Source organism: Bacillus sp. EB106-06-01-XG163 (genome assembly GCF_058791615.1).
Map to the genome: position 1 here is coordinate 205,580 of NZ_JBYTDS010000004.1, position 23,559 is coordinate 229,138.

At 42.0% G+C, this 23,559-nt stretch carries 21 protein-coding genes and 3 pseudogenes; 8 read left to right on the forward strand and 16 right to left on the reverse strand.

Annotation, left to right across the window (positions count from 1 at the left end; translation table 11 throughout):
- Window positions 1-151: 151 nt before the first annotated feature.
- Together AC3WTF_RS06975 and AC3WTF_RS06980 are read right to left on the reverse strand one after the other, a co-directional pair.
- Window positions 152-694, reverse strand: a complete 543-nt coding sequence (locus AC3WTF_RS06975; RefSeq protein WP_012117271.1) for an MFS transporter — start codon at window positions 692-694, stop codon at window positions 152-154.
- Window positions 691-2,127, reverse strand: a complete 1,437-nt coding sequence (locus AC3WTF_RS06980; protein WP_047935585.1) for an FAD-binding oxidoreductase — start codon at window positions 2,125-2,127, stop codon at window positions 691-693. Before AC3WTF_RS06980 ends, AC3WTF_RS06975 begins: the two co-directional genes overlap by 4 nt.
- Before the next feature lie 284 nt (window positions 2,128-2,411).
- Between AC3WTF_RS06980 and AC3WTF_RS06985 the strand changes: the two are divergent.
- Window positions 2,412-2,855 (forward strand): annotated as a pseudogene (locus tag AC3WTF_RS06985) (IS6 family transposase); the annotation flags it as partial.
- A 207-nt stretch (window positions 2,856-3,062) separates the two neighbouring features.
- Window positions 3,063-3,321 (forward strand): annotated as a pseudogene (locus AC3WTF_RS06990) (transposase domain-containing protein); the annotation flags it as partial.
- A gap of 95 nt (window positions 3,322-3,416) precedes the next feature.
- Here AC3WTF_RS06990 and AC3WTF_RS06995 read toward each other — a convergent pair.
- The 7 genes from AC3WTF_RS06995 to AC3WTF_RS07025 form a co-directional block, all read right to left on the reverse strand.
- Entirely contained in the window at window positions 3,417-4,016 is a 600-nt protein-coding gene (locus AC3WTF_RS06995) for an undecaprenyl-diphosphatase (RefSeq protein ID WP_047935583.1), read from the reverse strand.
- Window positions 4,017-4,772: 756 nt separating this feature from the next.
- Entirely contained in the window at window positions 4,773-5,513 is a 741-nt protein-coding gene (locus tag AC3WTF_RS07000; RefSeq protein WP_047935582.1) for an ABC transporter permease, read from the reverse strand.
- 1 nt (window position 5,514) lies between these two features.
- The gene (locus tag AC3WTF_RS07005; RefSeq protein WP_047935581.1) at window positions 5,515-6,465 is read right to left on the reverse strand and encodes an ABC transporter ATP-binding protein; all 951 of its coding nucleotides are present in this window, start codon (window positions 6,463-6,465) and stop codon (window positions 5,515-5,517) included.
- A gap of 76 nt (window positions 6,466-6,541) precedes the next feature.
- The gene (locus AC3WTF_RS07010; protein ID WP_047935579.1) at window positions 6,542-8,677 is read right to left on the reverse strand and encodes a peptidase domain-containing ABC transporter; all 2,136 of its coding nucleotides are present in this window, start codon (window positions 8,675-8,677) and stop codon (window positions 6,542-6,544) included.
- A 40-nt stretch (window positions 8,678-8,717) separates the two neighbouring features.
- Window positions 8,718-11,795 carry a type 2 lanthipeptide synthetase LanM family protein gene (locus AC3WTF_RS07015; RefSeq protein WP_047935578.1) on the reverse strand — a complete coding sequence of 1,026 codons (3,078 nt, stop codon included), beginning with the start codon at window positions 11,793-11,795 and terminating at the stop codon, window positions 8,718-8,720.
- Window positions 11,796-12,282: 487 nt separating this feature from the next.
- Entirely contained in the window at window positions 12,283-12,471 is a 189-nt protein-coding gene (locus AC3WTF_RS07020; RefSeq protein WP_047935577.1) for a plantaricin C family lantibiotic, read from the reverse strand.
- Window positions 12,472-12,542: 71 nt separating this feature from the next.
- Window positions 12,543-12,731: a plantaricin C family lantibiotic gene (locus AC3WTF_RS07025; RefSeq protein ID WP_047935577.1), complete on the reverse strand. Its 189-nt coding sequence runs from the start codon at window positions 12,729-12,731 to the stop codon at window positions 12,543-12,545.
- Between the two features lie 1,272 nt (window positions 12,732-14,003).
- Between AC3WTF_RS07025 and AC3WTF_RS07030 the strand changes: the two are divergent.
- Window positions 14,004-14,261 (forward strand): annotated as a pseudogene (locus AC3WTF_RS07030) (VOC family protein); the annotation flags it as partial.
- 131 nt (window positions 14,262-14,392) lie between these two features.
- Here the strand turns inward: AC3WTF_RS07030 and AC3WTF_RS07035 are convergent.
- Both AC3WTF_RS07035 and AC3WTF_RS07040 read right to left on the reverse strand, forming a co-directional pair.
- Complete coding sequence (locus AC3WTF_RS07035) at window positions 14,393-14,701, reverse strand: metal-sulfur cluster assembly factor (RefSeq protein ID WP_003155088.1); 309 nt, start codon at window positions 14,699-14,701, stop codon at window positions 14,393-14,395.
- Between the two features lie 62 nt (window positions 14,702-14,763).
- Window positions 14,764-15,531: a prolyl oligopeptidase family serine peptidase gene (locus tag AC3WTF_RS07040; protein ID WP_007409140.1), complete on the reverse strand. Its 768-nt coding sequence runs from the start codon at window positions 15,529-15,531 to the stop codon at window positions 14,764-14,766.
- Window positions 15,532-15,651: 120 nt separating this feature from the next.
- On the opposite strand from AC3WTF_RS07040, the gene AC3WTF_RS07045 reads away from it, so the two are divergent.
- From AC3WTF_RS07045 to AC3WTF_RS07055, 3 genes are all read left to right on the forward strand, one after another.
- Complete coding sequence (locus tag AC3WTF_RS07045; protein WP_007409141.1) at window positions 15,652-16,464, forward strand: Cof-type HAD-IIB family hydrolase; 813 nt, start codon at window positions 15,652-15,654, stop codon at window positions 16,462-16,464.
- Between the two features lie 85 nt (window positions 16,465-16,549).
- Window positions 16,550-16,699 (forward strand): hypothetical protein, encoded by a 150-nt coding sequence (locus AC3WTF_RS07050; protein ID WP_003155094.1) that lies wholly within the window; start codon window positions 16,550-16,552, stop codon window positions 16,697-16,699.
- Window positions 16,699-16,896, forward strand: coding sequence for a DUF3813 domain-containing protein (locus tag AC3WTF_RS07055; protein ID WP_003155097.1), 198 nt, complete (start codon window positions 16,699-16,701; stop codon window positions 16,894-16,896). The genes AC3WTF_RS07050 and AC3WTF_RS07055 overlap by 1 nt, the downstream gene beginning before the upstream one ends.
- A 36-nt stretch (window positions 16,897-16,932) precedes the next feature.
- Here the strand turns inward: AC3WTF_RS07055 and AC3WTF_RS07060 are convergent, their stop codons facing one another.
- On the reverse strand, window positions 16,933-17,394 hold the full coding sequence (locus tag AC3WTF_RS07060) for a BsuPI-related putative proteinase inhibitor (protein ID WP_007409142.1): 462 nt from the start codon (window positions 17,392-17,394) through the stop codon (window positions 16,933-16,935).
- Window positions 17,395-17,408: 14 nt separating this feature from the next.
- Entirely contained in the window at window positions 17,409-18,251 is an 843-nt protein-coding gene (locus AC3WTF_RS07065) for a YitT family protein (protein ID WP_007409143.1), read from the reverse strand.
- Window positions 18,252-18,376: 125 nt separating this feature from the next.
- Between AC3WTF_RS07065 and AC3WTF_RS07070 the strand changes: the two genes are divergently transcribed.
- Complete coding sequence (locus AC3WTF_RS07070) at window positions 18,377-19,228, forward strand: DegV family protein (protein ID WP_020955621.1); 852 nt, start codon at window positions 18,377-18,379, stop codon at window positions 19,226-19,228.
- Window positions 19,229-19,276: 48 nt separating this feature from the next.
- Window positions 19,277-19,399 carry a DUF3941 domain-containing protein gene (locus tag AC3WTF_RS07075; protein WP_003155105.1) on the forward strand — a complete coding sequence of 41 codons (123 nt, stop codon included), beginning with the start codon at window positions 19,277-19,279 and terminating at the stop codon, window positions 19,397-19,399.
- A 48-nt stretch (window positions 19,400-19,447) separates the two neighbouring features.
- On the opposite strand, the gene cypC is transcribed toward AC3WTF_RS07075, so the two are convergent.
- From cypC to AC3WTF_RS07090, 3 genes are all read right to left on the reverse strand, one after another.
- A complete protein-coding gene (gene cypC, locus AC3WTF_RS07080) occupies window positions 19,448-20,698 on the reverse strand; it encodes a CYP152 family fatty-acid peroxygenase CypC (protein ID WP_023842861.1) in 1,251 nt (416 codons plus the stop codon).
- A 131-nt stretch (window positions 20,699-20,829) separates the two neighbouring features.
- Entirely contained in the window at window positions 20,830-22,479 is a 1,650-nt protein-coding gene (locus AC3WTF_RS07085) for a methyl-accepting chemotaxis protein (protein WP_007409147.1), read from the reverse strand.
- Window positions 22,476-23,453, reverse strand: coding sequence for a BMP family lipoprotein (locus tag AC3WTF_RS07090; RefSeq protein WP_007409148.1), 978 nt, complete (start codon window positions 23,451-23,453; stop codon window positions 22,476-22,478). Before AC3WTF_RS07090 ends, AC3WTF_RS07085 begins: the two co-directional genes overlap by 4 nt.
- Window positions 23,454-23,559: the final 106 nt, after the last annotated feature.

Below are 23,559 nucleotides of genomic sequence, written 5' to 3' on the forward strand. Positions count from 1 at the left end.
GGTTTTTGTGAAATTATTTAACATTATAACATGAATAAAAATTAATTCAATTGTATATTTAATATTTTTTCATTCATTTTCCATCTGTTTTCGCTGACAAAAAACCCCCTCTCGATCGAGGGGGGGGCATAAGAAAAACAGGCTGATCGGATCAGCCTGTTTTTTTCAGCATCATCAGCCCGCTTATAAAAAACAGCACGGAGCTGGCGTAAAAGATAATATAAACCGTAAAGAAATCAGCGAGAAACCCGCCGAGAATAATGGCGGCAGCTGAAAATACGGCCGTCCAGAAATGATAGCTGCCGACTTTTTTTCCCCGCTCCCCGCCGTCGGTGTAATCGGCGATCATGATTTTCTCGCCGTGTTTTTGCATCGCGCCGAACAGGCCCAAAAGCACCTGCACAACATAAACCTGGTGCACGCCGGTAATGTGCGGGAGCGTCAGAAGAAGCACCGCCATCCCCCACGAATTTGCCATAAGGAACCAGCGGGAATCCAGTCTTGCCGACAGCCGGCCGAGCAGCGGATGAATCAATGCGCCGCTCAAGCCGAACAAGCCGTATGAGAGACCGAATTGCGTGTAGCTGGAACCGATGTTTTTAATAAATAAAATATAAAACGGAAAGATCAGGCTGCCGGCAAAAAAGACACTGCTCTGTGACAGGATCAGCCATTTTAAATGGTTGTGTTTCATGATTTGTACCTCTGATAAAAATAATTCATAAACAAGTCATCCGGATCATATTTGTGTTTTTTCTGAAAGAACATATCGCTTTTCGGATATGCCTCGCGCATCTGCTCTTTCGTTTGATACAGCATATACGGGAGATAATAACTGCCGCGGTGGCGCAATGCCGTATCCGTCATTTTTCTGACAATCCGCGCCGCACTCGCCTGGCTGTCTGTTGAAAACCCTTCATTGATTAAAAGAACGAGTGAAAACATGTCTTCCTTTGCGTATGACAGATCGGCTTTTTCATTTTTTTGCACGTAGCGGATCGTAATATTTACGAGGTTGAGATCTTCATGTGACAGCGTCTTGCGTAAATCATGAATGTACGGCGCAAATTCGCCGACGGGCACGAAGTATTCTTGTAGCACATCGGTGTTGTCCGTGTTTTCATATTCCAAAAATTTCGATTCTGACCGCATGACATTGTTCCTGGAGACTTTCACACCGTTTTGTCTGAGAAAATAAGACTGCTGGGTTGACCAGAACCAATTTCTTCCCCAGTCATACCGGCGGGAGAGGCCGAGCGCGAATTTCGTCAGCGCCGGATGCTCATCTTCTTTCAGTTCATTGTGCCGCTTTAATTCTTTCTGGTTGTCTGAGAGTGTGTAATCAGTCACATACATATCGTGCAAAAAGCCTTTATCCCCTGTTGCGATCCGCGCGAGATGCATGCGCACGGCGGGGTTGCGCTGAACATGCTGCGTAAAATATTGACTGTATGTATCAGCGTTCATGCGTTTCGTTTTCATTTCATAAAGCTCATCATCCGTCAGCTCAATATCCGCGTCCAGGATGACGCCGAACAGGCCGTAGCCGCCGATGACGGCTGAAAACAGGTCATCTTTCGGAGTAACGGTGATGACTTTGCCGTCCGCCTTTAAAAGATGAAACGATTTGACCGTATCAATCAGCGAACCGTACCGGATATCCCGGCCGTGGGCGTTGGCGCTCAGTGAGCCGCCGATCGTAAAAATGTTTTGCGATTGCATGACTTTTACCGCGAGCCCGTACGGATTGACATAGCGCTGAATATCATTCCACGTCGCTCCCGCCTGCACTCTGATGATTTTTTTCTTTCGGTCGAGACCGAGTATTTTGTTGTAGCCCGTCATGTCGAGAACGATACCGTCTTCATAATACGTCTGGCCGCCCATTGAGTGCTGGGCGCCTGCGATTGAGATCTTAAGATGCTTTCTCTTTGCTTCCTTAATGGTTTCGACCAATGTTTCTTTCTCTTTTCCTTTGACCGTCTGCTTAATTTTCACGGGCATGAGGCGGCTGACATCCGTCATTGTCCCTGCCTGCTGCACCGGCTCTTTGTGAAAAGCGGAAACAGCGAACAGCGCCGTATAAACAAGAATGCTAAGGATAATGAGAAGTAATTTTTTCTTCATGGATTCCTCCCTCGCATGCAGCCGGTCTATTATATCATGCCTCACGTCCGTTTTTTCCTTTTAAATTCTAAACTAGATTGTATTGAAATCAGATGTAACAAAATACTGTCCCAAAAATAATTTGTCACAATATAAAACTTCTGTCTTTTTGTTACATTGATTGTTTATTGATTTATAACATTCTATTTTCTATTCAACATACAATTGGTGTTTTCGGTTCTGTTGCAAAGATTTTTAAACTGAGATAACCTGTAGAAAAAGTGTGAGCAGCAGAAGAATGATATATGGGGTATTTTAAAGGGAAACCGTTTAAAAAGGATATTATTTTGGTAGCCGTCGGGTACTACTACCGTTTTTCTCTTTAAGCTATCGTGATGTACCCGAAATCTTGAAAGAGCGTAGTGTTTCGGTTCACCCAACAACCATCATGCGCTGGGTTCATGAATATGGAAACCTTATCTATCAAATTTGGAAGAAGAAAAATAAAAACGTTCAATTATCTTGAAAACTAGATGAAACCTATATAAAAGTCAAAGGAAAATGGTGTTATTTATATCGCACAATTGATAAAGACGGGTACACATTGGATATTCAACTTCGTAAAAAAACGGGATCATCAGGCTGCCTATGCCTTTAAGAAAAGATTAGTTAAAACGTTTGGAAAACCAGCGGTTCTCACTGCAGACAAAGCACCAGCATTACTTTGCGCATTTAACAAATTAAGAGAAATATAAACGAAACCGAAGTCTTGGCTCAGACTTCGGTTTTTCGACATACAATGAATTACAGGAGCTACTAACAATCGCATAAATGTACAACTTTTTGTTGGCACCACTTAACCTTAACAAAACTTCGCAACAGAACCCTATAAAAATCAGGGCTTCATCTCCTAGAAAATATATTAACGTACAAAATCCGCGTTTTGCCGTCAGTACCCTTTTGTGATCGGGAGGAAGGATTGGATGTTCTAAAATAAACCGTGAGGTGCTAGAGGAAGTGCCATCATGTATAGTGTGGTGGAAACTGCAAAAGAGAACAATCTAAGTCCCTATCATTATATTCATTATTTGTTTGAAACGCTGCCTAACATCAATTTAAACACTAAAGAAATTGCCATCTAGCTGTAGAATGCCGAAAAAAAGTGAAGAAAACAAAAAATCCAAAATAAACTTTTATTGTATATTTTGGAATTAATTAACTTTTACTTTTTAAAGAAAAGAGACCTGCAACATGAATACATCCCATATATAGGTCGTCAGCATCTGTATTTTTCACGCTAACTTGTATACTCAAAATTCCTTTGATTTGTTTTTGGATGGTAAAACACGTTTCTCTACTCTTTCATATAGAGTAAGCAATTGCTTGATAAAAGAAAATTTCGGTACTAACCAATACGAAAATAACGCTGAAACACCCCCTATTAAAGCCCCTATTGCAACATCACTAGGATAATGAACCCCTACCCAAATACGAGAGATCGCTACACAAAATGCAAGTATAAGCCATAACCATCCAGTCTTTTTACGAACAAGCCAAAACGAAAAACAAATCGAAAAAAAGAGAATCGTATGGTCACTAGGAAATGAATTATCTACAGCATGATCGACAAGTTTATTAACATCAGGCAATACTGCAAACGGTTGATAATTCAAATGAAATTTCCCTGCTATTTTTCCAATCACCTCAGCAATCACAAAAGCAACCATCGCTTGAATAACCATCATCCTACTTTTTCTGGATCCGGTAAACCAATAAGCTATAATAATAAAAGCCAAAATATATACCATATATTCTGCTAAAAATACCATGGCTGAGTTTAGGAATGAATATTGTTTACCTAAATCATTAATTGCTCGAAAAATATCGATATTGAATTGAGAAAAAGACATTTTCAAATCCCTCCTTTATAGTAAGGTGTATAACTGATTGCCATATACCTTCATTACATGAATAGTTTTGATTATTGTACTCATCTAAAAATACCAACCTTCTTGTACGTTTATAATTTTATTATGGAAAAAAGGTTTAAATGAGACTTAACTACTTCTTAAATATGTGAATGTACTGTTTCTTACTCTAACATGACGTTTTCACTTAAAAAATAAGCGGCATACGTACGTATATTTCGACTAAGGTTTTTAAACGCGAGCTGAGAAAACATCTTATTTCCCCTCCCACGCTTTTTTTACTTTCATAAAAATAGGTATCACCATGAGTATGACATTTCCATCTCCTTCTTCTTTCTTTTTTTTCATTATAATAAAAAAAGAAAAAGGAAAACATCGAACTTCCTTACAAACATTCGTGTAATCTTACAATTTTGTCACTTTTCTCGTCATTTTGTAAATGTGTTCATCGCCTTGCCTTTCGCTATTTTCAAAAACTCTTGTAACTCTGGGTTTATATTCTTCTTTCTGTATGCAACGCCTAGTTTCGCAACAATTTAAACCAACGGTAGTCTTTGACAAAAATAAAGTCCTAGACTGCTGCTGGTTTATTGGACTGGCGTAATCAATTGTCACTTATCATTATTGGCTACTTTCAGTTTCACATTCATTATTTTGTCTTCCATACAGTTGTCCCGAGTATCGCCATAAATGACATAACTGTATCCTATTTTGCTCATTCTTAGCTCCGTTTTATGTTTAGTCTGCTCCTCTCTCTTTGACGAACAACCATAATCCAATTGCAAAGAAAAACAAAATATAGGCGATATCTATCGCTAACGATATAGGTAAGCCAACTAATTCCGATTTATATTGTGACGTGCTCCAATAAACACTTAAATCATCATGATGAATGAATAGAATGTGTGTCCATGATGTAGATAAGAGACTACCTCCAAATATCATTTGTGAAAAGTATAGCACTAAGCTACCGCCTACTGCGATAGCAGCTGATCTCGTCCACACGCCAATCAAGGATGCTAGACTTGCATATAGGCAACATTGCAATACGATTGCTCCGATAGAGAATATAACATCCGTCATGTCGCCCCATTGTATGTTTTTTGGAGCCACCAGAAGATTCACTAACAAAGAAACAATGAATATATTAACAACACTCGTAATGATGAGCAAAATCATCGCAGCAATTTTTGCAACATACAACCGTGAGCGCGAGGACGTATGCAGGAACAGTTGTTTCAGAGTACCATATTGATACTCATCCGTCCAAATAAGAGGTGATAAAACAATCGCCCAAGGTAGAATAACAAGCATTCCCGATAGGCCAAGCAAAGCATTTACCATTTGAGCCGCCGTATCATCAGCCTTGAGATTACTGGTGTATGCCCAAGAGAACAGTACCGTCATCACAATAAAACCAATGTGTGAAAGAATAAAGATTCTTTTATTCAATATCTTCAAACATTCATTCCATAACAATTTAACTCACCTCACCGCTCGCAGTTGTCCATTTTAAAAACTTATCCTCTAAACTCGTATGTGCCGACAACACCCGATGAACTTCCACCCCGGCATCACACAATGCTCGAATCAGCTTTGGAACTTGACCTTCATCAATAGCTACTGTCATAGCATGCAAACCGTTAGATAGTTTCTGTGTCTGCATATAATCCAATGCATGATAATCATCCCCAAACAAGTTAACCACAACTTCGCTTGTAAGCTCAACATTATCAATGTGGAGAGTGATACAGAATTCCCCATCATCTAACCCATCATCAATCCGCTGCTCTGTCACTAAGCAGCCATTCTGCATAATAACCACTCGGCGTGCCATCTGCTCAATCTCAGACAGTTGATGACTGGAAATCACAATTGCTACGCCCAACTCTGCCGCAATTCTATTTAAATAGTTCCGGGTTTCACGGACACCAGAAGGATCAAGTGCATTCATCGGCTCATCTAACACAAGCAACTTTGGCTTTCGCAGTAGTGCTTGTGCAATTCCCAAGCGTTGTTTCATTCCCATAGAGTACGTGCCTACTCGCTGCTTAAGCGCATGTTCTATACCGGTTAGCCTTGCTACCTCCAGCAACCAATCCTTACTCGCATTTCTGTGCAAGCGCTGATATTGACGTAAATTTTCGTATCCACTCAAATAAGGATAGAATGCAGGTGCTTCAATCACTGCCCCTACATTGAAGAGTGCTTTAGAAAACTGACTCTTAATACTGTAACCTGCAATCTGCACGTCCCCGGCACTTATTGTGCTTAGACCAACTATCATCTTCATAGTGGTTGTCTTGCCCGCTCCGTTCGCACCAAGTAGTCCAATAATCTCTCCCTCTACCACATCGAATGATATGTCTTGCACAATCAACTTGCCCTTGATTTCTTTCGTTAGGTGTTGCACCGATAGTACCGTTTTCAATTGTCCCACTCCCTTACAATATAAGTACAGCCTCATTTCATGAATTCATTAATAACAGCCTGTAAAGAAAAATCAGCTATGAACTCATTTCTTTATAGTAATATTGATAATAATTTGAAGTATGTAACAACTGACTGTGATTTCCTACATCGCAAACCTTCCCATTCTCCAAAACAATGATCATGTCGCTATTCATCACCGTCGATAACCGATGGGCTATCACTATTCGTGTACAATGAATACTAGATAAATATTCATCTACCCGCGCTTCACTTATATGATCCAAAGCGCTCGTTGCTTCATCCAATACTAGTACGGTTGGATTATTAAGTAGTGCCCTAGCCAAAGCTATTCGTTGTCTTTGCCCTCCTGAAATATTCCTTCCCATTTCAGCCAAAACTGTCTGATATTTCATCGGCATCGCCATAATTTCATCGTGAATATTCGCTGCTTTTGCCACCCGCACTACTTCATCCATAGTTACACCATCCTGGTGCAGCACAATGTTATCATAAATACTACGATTGAGTAATGATATATCCTGTGGCACTATTCCCATCTGTTTACGCACATATTGCATATCCAAATCCGAGGTTTCATGATTATCATAGTATATTTCCCCCGAGGTTGGTGTAAATAACCCAATCATCAAATAAGCTAAAGTCGATTTCCCAGAACCAGATTGTCCAATAATGGCTATCTTCTGCCCTAGCTTTATATGTAAAGAAATGTCGATTATTACCTTCGGACTATACTTTGAATAGGAGAAGCTGACATGTGATAGTCTAATATCTCCTCTTACTTTTACTTGCAATTTACCTTCATTCTGCTCAATTGGAGATTCCAGCACGTCATGTGTTCTTTTCAAAATAGTAGTCGTAAGAATATATGAGTTTATCGTATTCATAAGACTTGATGATGTAGTGAAAAGTAGCGTCGCAATTGCTTGAAATGAGACAAGCTCACCAACCGTCACAGAACTGTATTTACCAGCAACTAACAGAACGCCGATGCTTAGCACAATGAGTGGTGACATAAACTGCAATCCATTGCTAGTTGTTGTAATGTAGCTATTCAAATTTTCCTTACGGCGGTACACCTGCAATAAATGCTTGAATTTATTAAGCCATTGGGAGTAAACTTGCTGTTCTGTCCCTGATATTTTCACTCCCATAATACCGTACAACATCTCTGTCTGCACAGCTTGTACCTCTGTCGTTGCCACCACTTGTTGCTGATTAATCTCTGCTACATAGCGTTTAGTGAAAATGACCAACAAAATATTTATGCTTACCAGCAAAAATACAACCATCGCAAGCAATGGAGATATGAACAACATATAACCAGACAATACAAATAACATGAAGCCATCCAATATACCTGTAATCAGAGTGCCTGAGAGCTGATTTCGGATTGTGGCCAAGCTATTCATTCGAAAAAGCATGTCCCCATACGAACGTAATAAGAAGAACGGTAAAGGCAACTTCAATAAATGTGAGAAAAAGCTAGTCTGCATCTCATAATCCAAAGCATTGTGCAATCGAACCAAAACACGACTGCGCGCGAATGTAATTAACATGTATGCAAGTAGAAAGCTGATTATAGATATAAAAACCGTTATAGATAAACTCGAATTTTTCGGAATCATAATTTCGTCAATAACATGTTTCATGAATAACGGCATACCTACTATTATGACTTGCAAAGCCAGTGTAATAAGAAAAACATATACGAACAGATTTTTATGTGATTTTACATAGACTAAAGATCTTAACCAAACATTCTGATCTTTCTCAACGTCGATTCGTTCTGTTAAATTCACTGTCATCAAAAATCCAGTAAATTGCTCGCTGAAGCTCTTAAATGACAGCTTGATTCTTCCAAAACGTGGGTCAACAATACGAGCATAATTGTTATCTATCTTTTCAAGAACTACAAAATGACCTTGGTTCCAATGTAGAATTGCTGGTAAAGAAACCTGCTTTAATTGATCAATATGTTCAATGCGATAAGCTTTAACACCAAAGCCTAGGCTCTCAGCAATTCTCTTTAATTGCAATAGTGTTGTACCATCCCGTCCAACGTCCGCCCTTTCACGTAGTCTAGATAATGAAACTTCCTTTTGATAGTAGGCTGATATCATAGCAAGGCAACAAAGTCCACATTCCGACTGATGCATCTGCTCGACATACGGTACACGCCGACGAGCCATTACATTCTCTCCCTTCTACTTTGATTTATGATCACACAATTTATCCAGAAATAACAGAGAAGAATTTATCATTCTCCAAGTTTAAAATGTTAGGAACTTTTTCCGGAAATGCCTGCTTTAATAGACCAAATCCAATACCCGACAGACCACCCATTAATCCTTTAATATCAAAAGCGCGATGGACCCCCGTGTTATTCCATGGTTGGTCATTTAGAAGTCTGAGCAGATACGCTCTGACAACATTGATAGTATCCTCATTACGATCAAGAACTGAATTAGCATAAAGTAATATTTCTAATTGTCCAAAATCGCCGTGACAATAAACAGGTTCTGTCCCAAAACCTAATTTAAGAGTTGTTTCAAGAGCAATATTAATTTCTTGATCAATATGTGCATCCCAATATCCATTTTCCAACAATCGTAGTCGAGATAATAATATGCCCGGCGCACCATGACACCATGTAACCCTTGCAGTATCATTAGGAGTAACCCAATTTTTCAATTCAGCACAATAGTTTGCACGCTCATACTGTAATCCCTTTTCAATATATTCAATGTACTCTGCACGTTGAGTTACCCTGTATAACGATGATAATGAAGCAATAATTCCAGATACGCCGTGAGAATACCCCACATAGAGCTTACGATTCGGTGTCGTAAACCAAGCCATACTACCATCTGGCAATGTTTGTGCATTCTGAAGCAATTGCTCCGCACATTTCTCCGCACCTTGCAGCGCCTCTGTCCAACCCGTTCCATGATATATATGTAAAAGTATATCAATAGCTCCAGCTGCACCACCTATATAATCGAATGCGGTGTCTTTATCAACGAGTTCACAATAATAAGGAAGGTATTCTTTAACAGTTTGTAGTAACTCTTCATCATTCCATAAGCGTGACAACTGATAAGTAACAAATACGCCACCACCAATGCTACCAACTTCAAATGCTCCAATGTTTAACGATACAGCATTTGATCTGCACTTATCCCTCATAATTTCTAACAACGGCTGCAATGCTTTTCGAGCCATATTTTTATATTGGTTATTTGCAGTCAGTTCAGATAAATAACCCAAAAACAAAGCAATTCCACCATTCCCATTATAAAGGTCATTTCCTACTGGAATTAGTCTCAGTTTTCTCTCATCATCACCACTGGCTACTAAACCAATCCATGTTATATCATCAGCTGCAGTATTCGAAGGTATAATTGCCGATTGAACCAAACTTTCTCCAATTGAAGTAGCTAACCGGACATACTCAGCTTTCCAATTAGACCCTAGCACATCGTTTGAATCTTTTAATTGAATTTCAGGAATACGATAGGAATAAAGGTCAGGCTTAGATGCTAAAACAGACATATTTAGTAATTGCAACTGTTCTTTTAAGTCCTTCTCGCCCATTTTATCGATTTTGTTTATTACAATGTCTATACCTGATTGCTCAAATAACTGCGGAATTCGTTCACCATTAGATGCCCAAGCATCTCTTTCAGACGGACAGGTGTAAAAGATAGGGATATCCCCGTCTTCAATATCGCACATCTCGTAGGGAACAAATTTTAAATGTTTAGGATCAGCTAAGCATTGCAACCATAATCGATGCAAAACAACTTTACGATCTAATTCGTCTCGCAATAAATCAGGATGATATAGCGTACGCATTAGTTCACCATATGCTCTAGTATTTCGCACTATCACTCTAACTCTAACGTCATCAAACTCTCGAATCATTTCTTTCAGTCTGTGCTTATTCTCCATCATAATCCTGTATGCTTGAGCAAAACCCTGTTCAATGTCATTAATATATCGATAACTATCTACAACTTCGTTATTATAATGTGGAAGATTATGAGTTTTTCCTGATTCCCCCATACTTCTTTCTAACCTCATTCGATCCGTTCCTCTGTCAACGAGACTCACTGCATTTGGTACTTTTTTTCCACCGGATCCAAAAATACCGCTAATGTCAAAACCTGAGTACGTCTCTGAGTTATAAATATACTGTGGTAACATGCCAGAAGACATAACAGAATAATATAGAATTTCATAGGCATGACCATTGGCGTCATGTTCAAATTTCTTCGTACTTATATGACGATGAAACAAAGATTCTAGATCTATTACAACAGGGCTAGATCCATGCGCAATAATATTCTCATAATGGAAGTCCGTAGCGTTAAACATGTACATCATAGCCAAGTTTACACCCATATTTTTATAGAATTCACTAATTTCTCCAATGGATTTGCACTCAGAAAACTCCACAAACTCTGTCCAACCGTAAATTCCACAATCTATATTTTCTATTATTTTCATATACGGAACACCAAACTGTCGCATCCACGACAGAATTCGATAATATCCTTTATCAACCTTTAGTGAACGGGGTTTATATACCAATTTGCATCCTGTCGTAAACTCTAACATCGTTACACTTCGTCCATCGTGAGTATCGCCTACACCAATATGTAGCCGAACAAGCTTGCCAAACTGCTTGACCTCAGGCATATGTGAAACAATTTTCGAATAGTCAGACGTGAACCTATTTAACACTTCACTAACATGGGCTGCCCATTTTTCAGTTATACGAAGCAATGAACGAATTAACTCAGGGTATTCATTGGCCAATTGTCTTAAATACTCTTTGTCATGTAGCAAATTTTCAAAGTACTGGTACCTCTTTTCTGAAGTTTCTCCTTGTAGAAGTCCCTGATCACTCAATACGTTTAATTCCAATATTAAAGTTTTGTAACTAAAATCTATGATTCTTTGGAATAAAGAAGGTAGCAAACTTTTAAAAAAAGTATTACTTGTATGTAAAATATGAGAATCTAAACCACGAATTGTTCCCTGCTTTTCCAATAAATAAATAGCCAGTAATAAAAAACGTTCAACGAATCCCGAAAATACGGGCGAAGTAGTAGAAAAGTAGTCTTCCACCGAGCCTTTCAACAACTCTTCCCACTGATATTTCCATGTTAAATCATTTTTCTGCAAATTTATAATGGTTCCAACTTCTAGATTGGACACCTCTTTGAGGCTCTTTTCCAAATACTCTTCTTTATCATAGAAAAATTTTGACCAATATTTTAACTTTTCACTAGTATTAATCACTATATAAAACAACCTTTCTATAATTTAGGTATACAGCCGAGATACGTGTAAAAATAGGTCATAGACTTACTTTTATTTCTAGAGGCGATTTAGTGAGCTTATAAATATTGTTTTGTCTATTTTTATTAAAGAATTTGTCTATTATGGGTTAACCTTAATCATCCATTAGTTAGCTATTGAAAACACTTCGTTGAAAATTTATAGAGAAAACCTTGATTTTAAGTCAGTTTGAAAATATAATTAAGTTTATGACTCAAAATTACATGTATCTCGGCTGTATCCCAATTTAGAAGCAGATAATTGACACAACTACATGGAACGGAGGGCATTCAAGCTATATACTCAGCAAGCACCATTTACAATGCTTCGATAATATTAGCAGAATGCCCTCCGATAGAATCCATGTCAAACCTAAACGGATCACCACTCCGTTACTACTGTGAATCAACTTGCTCTAGAATAAAGTAAGGTATTCCTTAAGATTGTACTAACATCCCCATATCCAAGGCGTACAATCAGCCGTAATGGTAGCAAGGCAATTACCATCCGTAAAGCCTAGCGCTTGAGCACCGCCAGCTACTGTATCCATCTCAGTATCTGTCAATTCAGATAATACACTGCCTACCGGATTATAGGTAGCTGCATTAAGATTTTCCATTTGATTTTTCCATTGCACAGTTATCACCCCCTTATTACTACTGTGAATCAACTTGCTCTAGAATAAGTAAGGTATTCCTTAAGATTGCACTAACATCCCCATATCCAAGGCGTACAATCAGCCGTAATGGTAGCAAGGCAATTACCATCCGTAAAGCCTAGCGCTTGAGCACCGCCAGCTACTGTATCCATCTCAGTATCTGTCAATTCAGATAATACACTGCCTACCGGATTATAGGTAGCTGCATTAAGATTTTCCATTTGATTTTTCCATTGCACAGTTATCACCTCCTTTCATAAACTTTATCCTGCCAAGCAGGACAAAGTTGTTCACCTCCATAAGAGAAGCTGAATAATAGCACACTAACTACCCACTTCATATTCATCAATAATATTTAATCTCATATATTAAGAGATTAAATATAATAAATAAAGGATTTCATTGTTCATATCCCTTATATGGTTGATATTAACATGGAACATTATGGTTAGTAAAGAGGATTTGTATATTTATGGCATATTTTAGGGTTTTGACACGAAAATTTTTAAGAAAAATTGCAATTAATCTCTAAATCTTGGACATACTGAACTACTATTACTCTAAAAAAGGTGCGTGATCAGTATGGAAAAGTGAAATTTATTTAAGTGGAAGCATTATCATCACAAACAGGGCTCTGTTGCAAAGATTTTCAAACTGAGATAACCTGTAGAAAAAGTGTGAGCAGGAGAAATGAAACATGAGGAATCAGTTTGACAGTCCAATAAAAGTTCTCCACTTTTATTAAAATATGCCGAATTAATAACTGATTGAATATCAATTAAAGGGTTATCAAATTTATAAAGCCTTGCTCTACAAGCAAATTTATAAAATGATTTCGTTGCAGAAAGAAAGGACTTTACAGTTAATGGACTCTTACTAGTGAGGTTTACATATAAATAAGAGTCCTCCGCAGCAACTTTACACCCTAACTTATCCATTAAATAATACTCCACTGCCACACGGACCATCTCAGGATTACTATTTCCACTTCATCTCAAGTAATTGATTGGTACTTGCCACTCCCACCCATGTGAAAAATTCCATTAACCGATTTAAATATGACTTAGCAGTATTCACAGAATATCTTTTAACACAGTCTGCATAATATTCTGTAAGAGGCATAAAAGGATCATTTTTTTGACCGAACACCAATAACTCATATGAACTTTTAATGGTTTTAGGACATTTCACACAGTAGCACCTGTTAACCATCTCTCCCCTCCTTCATTTTTTAATTTTCTGTCCTGCACAAAAAAAGAGCACTCAAATAATATTATCTTCACAAAAGTTATTTCCAGTAAATTATGTATTTATTTTACTTTGTTAGTAATCCATGTGCATATCAGAGTGAAATATTTTTTTATTAATATAATATCCATCCAGTTTTTAAGCCTCAAAAAGAGCACGCCCTTCATCAGCATGCTTACTTGGTTTTTCATCTTGTGTAACAAGTGCTTTTATCCCTGTCAGAGTAGGCTTATTCCAACATCTTTGATTTTAACCTTTCTGTTATACCAAGAAATGAAATACATAAATCTTATACGCATATGGCCTTTACAATTGACCCAAAAGATTTTGATGCAATACATCAAAGGCTAAAAAATCTAAATGTAAGTATATTAAATGGGCGTCCTAGGGATAAGCAAGATCAAAAGTCAATTTATTTTACTGATCCCGATGGACATAAATTTGAATTCCACACAGGTACACTCCAAGACAGACTGTCCTATTACAAAAAAGATAAACCTCATATGAAATTTTATATTTAAAGGTTTGTTTGCGATCCAAAACAAACCCTCACTGTCGCTTATTCGCGTTGATTTTTTCCTTGTAAATGCAGACAAAAGAAAAGCACCTCCAAACTTTAGGATGTACCTAAAATCCGAGGTGCATTTTCTTATTACTGAATCCCTAATGCGATTTTTGCGTAGCGTGACATTTTGTCTCTTGTCCAAGGCGGATTCCAGACGATGTGGACCTCCGTCTCTTTTACATCCGGAATGTCGGCGAGCGCTTTTTTCACCTCGTCGACGATGATCGGAGCGAGCGGGCACCCCATTGATGTCAGTGTCATCGTAACGTGCGTCAGGCCGTCGTCATCCATATCAACGTCGTATACAAGGCCGAGATTGACGATATCGACGCCGAGCTCAGGGTCAACAACCTGCTCCAAGGCGCCCATGATGTTTTCTTTTAATGCTTCTTCCACGTTCCATCACTCCTTTTTCCTCAGTATAACGTAAAAGCGGGTTTTGTTAACACCTTTGTGCTTTATAAATGCTTATCGAACCAGGCGACGGTTTCTAAAACGGCGTATCTCGGGACTTTATGATCAGCCCGTTCGTCTTTCAGAAACTGAAGATGGTCAGGCCGGCTGCTGTAATGAGGTTTAATCGTTTCATAAAAGCCGCGGGTCGGTGCATACGGAACGACTTTGTCTTGAACGCCGTGCCAGAACAGCAGCGGGCGGCTGCGGAGTTTTTCCGGTTCCAGACTGAGATCGAACGGTTTGAGCCGCGCAAACAGTTCATCGACCTGTTCTTTTGTGACGTCAATGTCGATGTCCTGCTTTTGAATGTGGTCAATCTGCTGCTGAAAAAATGCCGTATAGTTCGGGCTTCCCATCAGACTGACGCCGGCTTTGACCCAATCATACGCGGCCATCGCGCCGAATGTCGTAATTCCGCCCATTGACGTGCCCGCAAGACCGATCCGCCCGTCTTCAATCAGACCGCGCGCTTCAAAATCCTTTTTCAGCACGTCAAGCTCCTCGATTTCATTTAATACAATGTCCCAAAAATGGACGGCGAGCTCTTCTGCTGACAGCTGTTCAGCGCGTTCACCGTGGTAAAGAGCTTCCGGCAGCACGGCCCTGAAGCCCTTTTCAGCAAGCAGGTAAGCGAAATGAAGATTATGCTCCTTCGCGCTTGTAAAACCGTGAATAAAGAAAACAAGGGGAGCGGGACGGTCCCGATTTTCTTCTTTTACAATATGTAAAAACGGAATGCCTGATACGGTTTGATGATCAATAAGAATCACGTTGACTCCCTCCTTAGGATAACCATAATCATAAGTGTAACATGTAGACAATAAAGATGGTAAAAAGCTACACTGTACATAAGTGAAAAACAGCAAATTATATGACAAAAGGAGTTATTTATGGAGACAAAACCTTATCTCATCGCCTTAGATCTGGATGGAACTTTATTAAAAGACGATAAAACCATTTCCCCTGAAACGGCACGGACGATTCAGAAGCTGAAAGAAGCGGGCCATCATGTCTGCATCTCAACCGGGCGCCCGTTCCGTTCCAGTTCGATGTATTATGACGAGCTTGGGCTGACAACGCCGATTGTCAATTTTAACGGGGCATTTGTCCACCACCCGAAAGACGAATCATGGGGACGCTACCACACGTCTTTATCGGTCGATGTGGTCAGACAGCTTGCCGAACTTACAGAGACCTATCAAATACATAATGTGCTCGCTGAGGTCATTGATGATGTGTACTTCCATTATCATGATGAGCATTTAATTGAGGCGTTTCATATGAATACGGCGAATGTCACATTCGGCGATCTGCGTGAAACGGTCAAGGAGGATGTGACGTCCGTATTGATTCACGCGAAGGAAGAGGACGTCGCGGACATACGCGCGCATTTATCCGATGTGCACGCCGAGGTCATTGACCACAGAAGATGGGCGGCTCCGTGGCATGTGATTGAAATCATTAAACACGGGATGAATAAAGCGGTCGGCCTGAAGAAAATCAGCGACTATTACCAAGTGCCGAGAGAACGGATCATCGCGTTCGGCGACGAAGACAACGATCTTGAAATGCTCCGGTTTGCCGGGTGCGGCGTAGCAATGGGAAATGGCACGGATGAAGTCAAACAGGCCGCCGACCGCGTCACGGGATCAAATGAAGCGGACGGAATCGCCGAATTTTTAAAATCCTATTTCTCCCTGTGAGGTTTTGCCGCTCATAACACAAAGCCTTCCGCCCATACTAAAACAGACGACTCATCTCGTCTAAATATGGAAGGGGGACATTGCAATGGGTAAACGAAACAAATCAAAACGGTTTATTCAGCAAGGCAAGGACTCTGTCAGTCTTCATGACGCAAGATTTCCATATCGGTCTACATTAGAGGAAGCACAGCATGATGCAGCAAAAGATTCGGCTGAAAGGCAGGTTGACTTTTAATGAGAAACGAACTGTTTTCTCAAGCCAAGTCATTTGTCCAGCAGGCCGTCATGATTGCTAACGGTTTCGAGGACGGCGATCAGGAAAAAGCTGTCTCACGCGCCAAAAACGCCGTGTCTTCCGCGTACGCCAATTCGACGGATGCAGAACGTCAGCAGCTGCACCAATTTCAGGATCAGCTGGAGAAATTGCAATAAAAAAAGGCGCCCCGTTTAGACGAGGGCGCCGCTTTTTTATTTCACTTCAAATGTTTTTACCGTTTTCAGTCTTTTTCCGATCTGATCGGACTTCCCTAAAAACGTCACCGTCACCGTGTATGTTCCCGGACCGGGCACGTTCTTCCACACATCTGAAAAGTCATACGTTTCATTCGGCATTAAGGTCACAGTCTGAAACGCCTGAGTAAACATTTTGTCTTTTGAATAGCGGTACAGTTCTTTGTGATGTTGGTCATGTACGGTCAATTCGAATTTCTGCCCTGAGCTGAATGTGAAATCGATCGGGCTGCCGCTCTTATTTTTTAAAGACATCTGAAATTCGATCTGCTGATCCGTCTGCACAGGGTTTACGGCTAATTCCGCTTGCTGTTCATTCATCTCTCCGGATACCTCCTCAGCGGGCTCCTTCTGCCCGGATTGACTGCTGCATCCGATCAGTAAAATGACCGGTAATAACAGGCCAAACAGCCACTTCATTCTATCCGCTCCTATCAGTCTTTTCTGAAGAAACCAAAGATCCCCGTCGTTTGCACGATGTTTGTGAAGGCTTTCGGGTCGACTTCTTTCACGATTTTCTCAAGGTCATACAATTCGTACCGCGTGATGACGATGATCATCATTTCTTTCTGTTCGTTTGTGTAAGCGCCTTTTGCCGGCACCGTCGTAATGCCGCGGACCATTTTCCCGTAAATCGCTTCTTTGATTTCATCGGCTTTTTTTGTAACGATCATGGCGGTCAGTTTCATGTGGCGGGTGTGAATGGCGTCAATCACCCTTGTTGTGACATACAGAGCGACAAGGGTATATAATGCTTTCTCCCATCCTTGCAATAATCCTGCCGTCAAAATGATAATCCCGTTCAAAATGAAGAAATATGTGCCGACCGGCTTATCCTTCCATTTGGCCAGCACCATCGACACGATATCAAGACCGCCTGTCGAAGCGCCGAATTTCAGCGTTAAACCGATGCCGATAGCTGAGATGACTCCTCCGAATACGGTATTCAGAAGAATATCGTGCGACAGTCTCATTTCCGGGAGAATTCCCATAAAGACGGACGTCAGCGCTACGCTTAATATGCTGTATACAGTGAATGATCTGCCGACTTTCAGCCACCCTAACACACCGATGGGAATGTTTAAGAGGAACATGAGAACTCCTGTCGAAATATAAAAGGGGGCGTATTGATCAACGACGCTTGACAGCAGCTGGGCGACACCGGTAAAACCGCTGGCATATACATTCGCCGGTATCAGGAATAAATTCAGTCCCGCCGCATACAGAAACGCGCCGATGACGACGATTGCTAATTTTTTTGCTTGTTCTAGTACCATGGCTTGCTCCTCCGCTCATTTTCATTATTAGCTTTTCCCTTAAAATAAAGTTTTGAACACTATTTTGCCACATTTATATGATATAGTTGGCATCACTCTCACCAATCGGAAAGAAGGGAATTATGATGACAGTTCACCTTATTGCTGACAGCGCCTCTGACCTGCCGAAATCTTATATTGAAGAAAACCGGATCGGGTTCATTCCGCTGCACGTAACACTTGACGGAAACGAATATGAGGACACGGTCACCATTCAGGCGGATCATATATTTCAAGCGATGCGGGACGGGAAAGTTCCGAAAACATCCCAGGCATCACCGGATACGATAAAAAAAGTATTTTTACAATACGCGGAACTGGGAGACCCGGCGATATACATCGCCTTTTCCTCAGGTCTTTCCGGCACCTATCAGACGGCCGTAATGATCGCCAATGAAGTAAAAGAGGAATTTCCCGATTTTGATTTACGGATTGTAGATTCCAAATGCGCTTCATTGGGCTGCGGCCTCGCGGTGATGCACGCGCAAACACTCTGTGTTAACGGGAATACAATACAAGAAATCGAAACGTCTGTAAAGAGCTTTTGCGCACGGATGAAACATATATTTACGGTCGATGATGTCGCTTATCTCGCGCGGGGCGGCAGAATTTCAAAAACGTCCGCTTTTGTCGGGGGGCTTTTGAACATCAAACCGATTCTGCATGTGGATGACGGCAGGCTCGTGCCGCTCGAAAAATTGCGCGGACAGAAGAAACTGTTTAAACGGATTATAGACATGATGAAGGAAGAAGGCGGCGATTGGGCGGATCAAACCGTGGGGATCAGCTATGCAGATAACGAGGAGACGGCGCTTCGGATGAAGGAAATGATTGAAGAAGCGTTCCATCCGAAAGAGACCATTCTTCATTCAATCGGCTCTGCGATCGGCGCGCACTCCGGGCCGGGCACGCTCGCGATTTTTTTCCTGAAGCCATAATTTCAATGCGGGCGGGCATCCTAACGGACAGAAGGGAGGCTTTGCCGCATGAAAGATGATGACAAAAAACCGTTGGACAATAACGCCGTAAATCAGAAAAAGAACCGGCTTGCCGAAAAAAACCGGCAGGCGGGAAAAAACCAGAATTCCAAAAAACCGGACCATCTGTAAAAGCAAAACAGCCCTCTTGTGGATGAAGATAGAGGGCTGTTTTTTGTTCTATATGCGTCTAACATCACTTATCACGAATCCGCTTTCAGGCAATGCCGGCATTCTGGACAGGCTGAAGCTCAAATCTTGGGACGGAACATCGTACTCTATTTCATTGGCAAGAAACGCAAGGGAAGTTTTCATGACTTCCACGGTCATTCCCTCACCCGGACAGCGGTGGCCGTTAGCCGGATCACCTCCGCCCTGGGGAATGAAATCAAATTTATTTTCCTCCCGCCCCTGAAAACGTTCCGGGCGAAATTCATTCGGATTCTCCCAAAGCCGGGAATCATGGTTTGTCCCATATAGGTCAAGCATGACGGATGCACCCTTTTTAAACTCACAGTTCTTCCATACGAAATCTTTTTTCACAACGGCTCCTAAAAACGGGGCAAACGGGTAATACCGCCGAACTTCATGTGCAAATCTTTCAGCCTCCTGATCATCTCTCGATCCCAGTTTGCCCCGATATTCAGGGTAATCATGCAATGCAAGAGCTGAAAACGTAATGAAGTAAGAAATGGCGGCAATCGGGCGCAGAACATTAATCAGCTCAACAGCAGCCATGTGAGAATCAAGTCTGTTCCCGTCAAGTTCTGTATGAAAAGCCATTTCATACAAGGCTGAGCACTCCGGCGTTTGCAGCTTGCCGGACCGCACATCCTCAATGACCTCCTCTATCCATTTCTCCGTTTTCAGCCTCGCCCTTCTGCCTTTCCAATGACGCGGTCCGACAGCGCCGAATGCGTCTACCATATCGGTGAAATCCTCCGCCCGCTCTTTCACTTCTGAGTCTTTCAGCGGGACGCCGGCCCACTCACAGGCAGCCCGGCACAGCACTTTCTTCGCTTCATCAAAAAGGACAATTCGGTTTGAACCCTCCCACTTTTCCGCAGATGCTTTCCACTGTTTTGCCACCGCTTCCGCAAGCCGTTTTTGCCGGGGCGGCGTCATCAGCGACATAAATAGAAGCTTCCTGTGCTTATGCCGTTCACCGTCCATTGACTGGATTGCCCCTGTTCCGAATAACGTTTTCTGCACCCGTTTGGGGAGGGCATGCTCCCGCTGAAATCGTTCTGTGTCATAAAAAAGCTTTGCGGCTTCCGCTCCGCTCATACAAATGAATGTCTTCCCTAATAAACGGGCGCGAAACACATCCGAGCGATAATTCTCCGCTCTGTTTTTCACAAATACATATCCATCGCGTAATAAAGCCAGACTATTATCAAGACCCTTATCATGCGGAATTTGTTCATTCATCCCGATTCCTCCCATCTTTTTTCACCTTTCACGAAAAAGAATAAATATAAACACAAGTATATTCAGTATTTGTGTTTCATTCAGAAGTTACTCATGTCAGGCTGCAAAAATCAGGGGCGGGCATAAGCCCGTTACAAAGTAAACCGGCGGACCTGATCGTTTAACCGCTCTGTCAGGCTCACCAGATTATCGACGCTTTCCGCCATTTTATGAAAAGAAGACAGCTGCTCAAGCGCGGAGGCAGAAATCTCTTCGCTTCCCGCAGCCGTTTCCTGAATAACGGCGCTGATGCTTTCGGCATGATGCAGCACTTGCTCACCAAGCTGTTTCGATTCGATGATCCGTCCGTCCAATTGAGTAAGCTCCGCTTTAATATGGGCGGCTTTTTGTTCAATATGGACGAATGATTCTGACGTTTTCTCCATCAGCTCCTGCTGTCTGTCCGCTAAAGCGACGCCGGTCGTGACAGCTCCGGTAATAGACGTGATGCCGTCTTCAATTTGCTTTACCATATCGAAAATCTGCGCGGTCGCTTTGGCTGATCCGTCTGCGAGCTTCCGTATCTCCTCGGCAACGACGGCAAATCCTTTTCCGGCCTCGCCTGCTCTGGCCGCCTCGATTGCGGCGTTTAATGACAGCAGATTGGTCTGGCCCGCAATGTCAGAAACGGTCTGCGCCATCATACTGATGCCTGCCGCATGCTCTATGAAGAGATCGGCGGCTTCGGAAATCTCTTTTGATGTCTCATTGCTTTTATCAATGGCTTGCTTGGTCTCGGCTAAAGCACCGCGCCCCGCAGCCACCGCCGCAATCGTCTCTTCGCTGCTTCTCGTCGTTTGTTTTGAACGTTCGGCGTTCGCCTTTGAATGTTCATCCATTTGTTCAATGAATTGCACCGCATGCTGCAGATCTTCTGAAATGGTTTGGGAGCCTTGCGCCATTTCTTCCGTCGACACGGATACCTGCTCGGTCATGTCCTTCAGCGTCTGGTTTTCCTTCGTCAAACCTTCCGCGAAAGTCTCGACTTCACGGCCGACCTCTCCGATCGCCTGAATTAAGGTGCGGAGCTGTTCAGCCATCATTCCGAATGAGTCATTCAGCTCTTTCAGTTCGTCCTTCCCTTTATAATCAAGCATTTCAACAGCAAGGTCCCCTCCTGCAATACGACGGGCATTTTCAGCCATGCGGCGGATCGGCCCTGCAATTCTCTTCGTCAGCCTGATGGAAGATATGACGGTGACGGCAAGTATCACGATGGTCAGCACGGCTGCGCTGTAAACGATAAACTGAATCTGGTCAGCCGTCTGCTTCTGCATGTCTTCATAGTGATCCCGGCTTTTCAGATTCAGCATATAAATATCATTCAGAAGACCGTTGATGCGGGCCGCCGTCCTTGTCGCTTCAGCCGGGCTTTTCGAATCAAGAGCAGCGTCCGCCTCCGCCTGCCATGATTCGTATTTTTTGGCGAGTTTGTCATAAGCGGCTTTGTCTGCACCGTCCGTCATCGTTTTTTTGAGCGCCGCCAGTTTGTCTGAGCTGCTTTTCATATAGCTTCGCACATCTTCTTTCTGGGCGTCTGCGAGCGTATAGGAATAGCCGGTGATGCTTTCTTTTAACGTATTAAGGTCAGCTTTTGCTTCCTGAACGTTTAACAGCGCGTCCACTTCATCTTCATTTGAAGCCTGAATCTTCATCATGTTTACGATGGTAAAGCCGATGACGGCGGCGAAGCAAATCATCGTAACGGCTGCGTTAACGAGCAGCCTTGTCCGTAATGTCACTTCAGATCGCCTCCTTTTTCAATCAGACTGTTTTTCATATCCGTGATCTTTTTCGTCAGCCCGCCTGCGTTTTTGACAACTCTGATCTTAGCTAAGTCCATGCCGTTTTCCTTCAGTCCGTAAACGATCTCTCCGCTTTTGATCTCCTTGTTGTCTTTTAAATCTTTCGCCAATTCATAGATGACATGGTCGACGTTTTTCACTAAAGAAGAGATAACGGCGTGCTCGGCGGTGTAATATTGATCGCTGTCAACACCGATGGCGTATACTTTTTGCGCCTCCGCTTCTTTCAGTGCGCCGACACCCGTGAAGCCGGCCGCCGTAAACAGGACATCGGCTTTTTTTCGGATCATGTTTTGGGCGATGCCCTTCCCGAGCTTATCATCATCAAACGTACCGCTGATGTCCGACAGCACGCGGATTCTCGGTTTGACTGATTCCGCGCCTTTCAGATAGCCTTTTTTAAACCGTTTAATGACGTCGGCATCTGAACCGCCGATAAATCCGATTGTGCCGGTTTTGCTCGTCATGGCCGCCAGCGCTCCGGCTAAGAAGCTTCCTTCATCCTCTTTAAACGTGACGGAGGTGACATTATCCAGGTCTGATACGGAATCAATCAGCACAAACCGCTGCTTTGGATATTTTTTAGCGACCTTTTCTAAATCCGCCTGCATGCTGTAACCGAGCCCCACAACAAGGTCATTGCCTTCCCGGACAAGCTGGGTCAGTCCTTTTTCGTATGTACCGGTGTCTTTTATTTCCCTATAGTCAAATGTGATGCCGAGCTCGTCTCTCGCTTTCATCAAACCTTGAAAGCCTGAATCATTAAATGATTGGTCGCCGAGGCCGTTGTCTGTCAGCATGATGCCGATTGTTTTCGTTTTTTCGGCCGCTGTTTCCTCAGATTTGCCGGCACATCCCGCCGTGCTGAGCGCAAGCAGCAGTACAGCCGCAAATATCGCCATTTTTCTCATTAAAACTCTCCTTTTGTTTTTTTCTACAGTTATATATCGGTTCGGATGTCAGAATATTTTATTTCAATAAAATATGTATGTTCGGCAGGATGTTAAACAAATGAGG

Coding starts and splice junctions, on each gene's coding strand:
- AC3WTF_RS06975 (WP_012117271.1), bottom strand. CDS start 694: ATGAAACACAACCATTTAAAATGGCTGATCCTGTCACAGAGCAGTGTC.
- AC3WTF_RS06980 (WP_047935585.1), bottom strand. CDS start 2,127: ATGAAGAAAAAATTACTTCTCATTATCCTTAGCATTCTTGTTTATACG.
- AC3WTF_RS06995 (WP_047935583.1), bottom strand. CDS start 4,016: ATGTCTTTTTCTCAATTCAATATCGATATTTTTCGAGCAATTAATGAT.
- AC3WTF_RS07010 (WP_047935579.1), bottom strand. CDS start 8,677: ATGGCTCGTCGGCGTGTACCGTATGTCGAGCAGATGCATCAGTCGGAA.
- AC3WTF_RS07045 (WP_007409141.1), top strand. CDS start 15,652: ATGGAGACAAAACCTTATCTCATCGCCTTAGATCTGGATGGAACTTTA.
- AC3WTF_RS07050 (WP_003155094.1), top strand. CDS start 16,550: ATGGGTAAACGAAACAAATCAAAACGGTTTATTCAGCAAGGCAAGGAC.
- AC3WTF_RS07055 (WP_003155097.1), top strand. CDS start 16,699: ATGAGAAACGAACTGTTTTCTCAAGCCAAGTCATTTGTCCAGCAGGCC.
- AC3WTF_RS07060 (WP_007409142.1), bottom strand. CDS start 17,394: ATGAAGTGGCTGTTTGGCCTGTTATTACCGGTCATTTTACTGATCGGA.
- AC3WTF_RS07065 (WP_007409143.1), bottom strand. CDS start 18,251: ATGGTACTAGAACAAGCAAAAAAATTAGCAATCGTCGTCATCGGCGCG.
- AC3WTF_RS07070 (WP_020955621.1), top strand. CDS start 18,377: ATGACAGTTCACCTTATTGCTGACAGCGCCTCTGACCTGCCGAAATCT.
- AC3WTF_RS07075 (WP_003155105.1), top strand. CDS start 19,277: ATGAAAGATGATGACAAAAAACCGTTGGACAATAACGCCGTAAATCAG.
- cypC (WP_023842861.1), bottom strand. CDS start 20,698: ATGAATGAACAAATTCCGCATGATAAGGGTCTTGATAATAGTCTGGCT.
- AC3WTF_RS07090 (WP_007409148.1), bottom strand. CDS start 23,453: ATGAGAAAAATGGCGATATTTGCGGCTGTACTGCTGCTTGCGCTCAGC.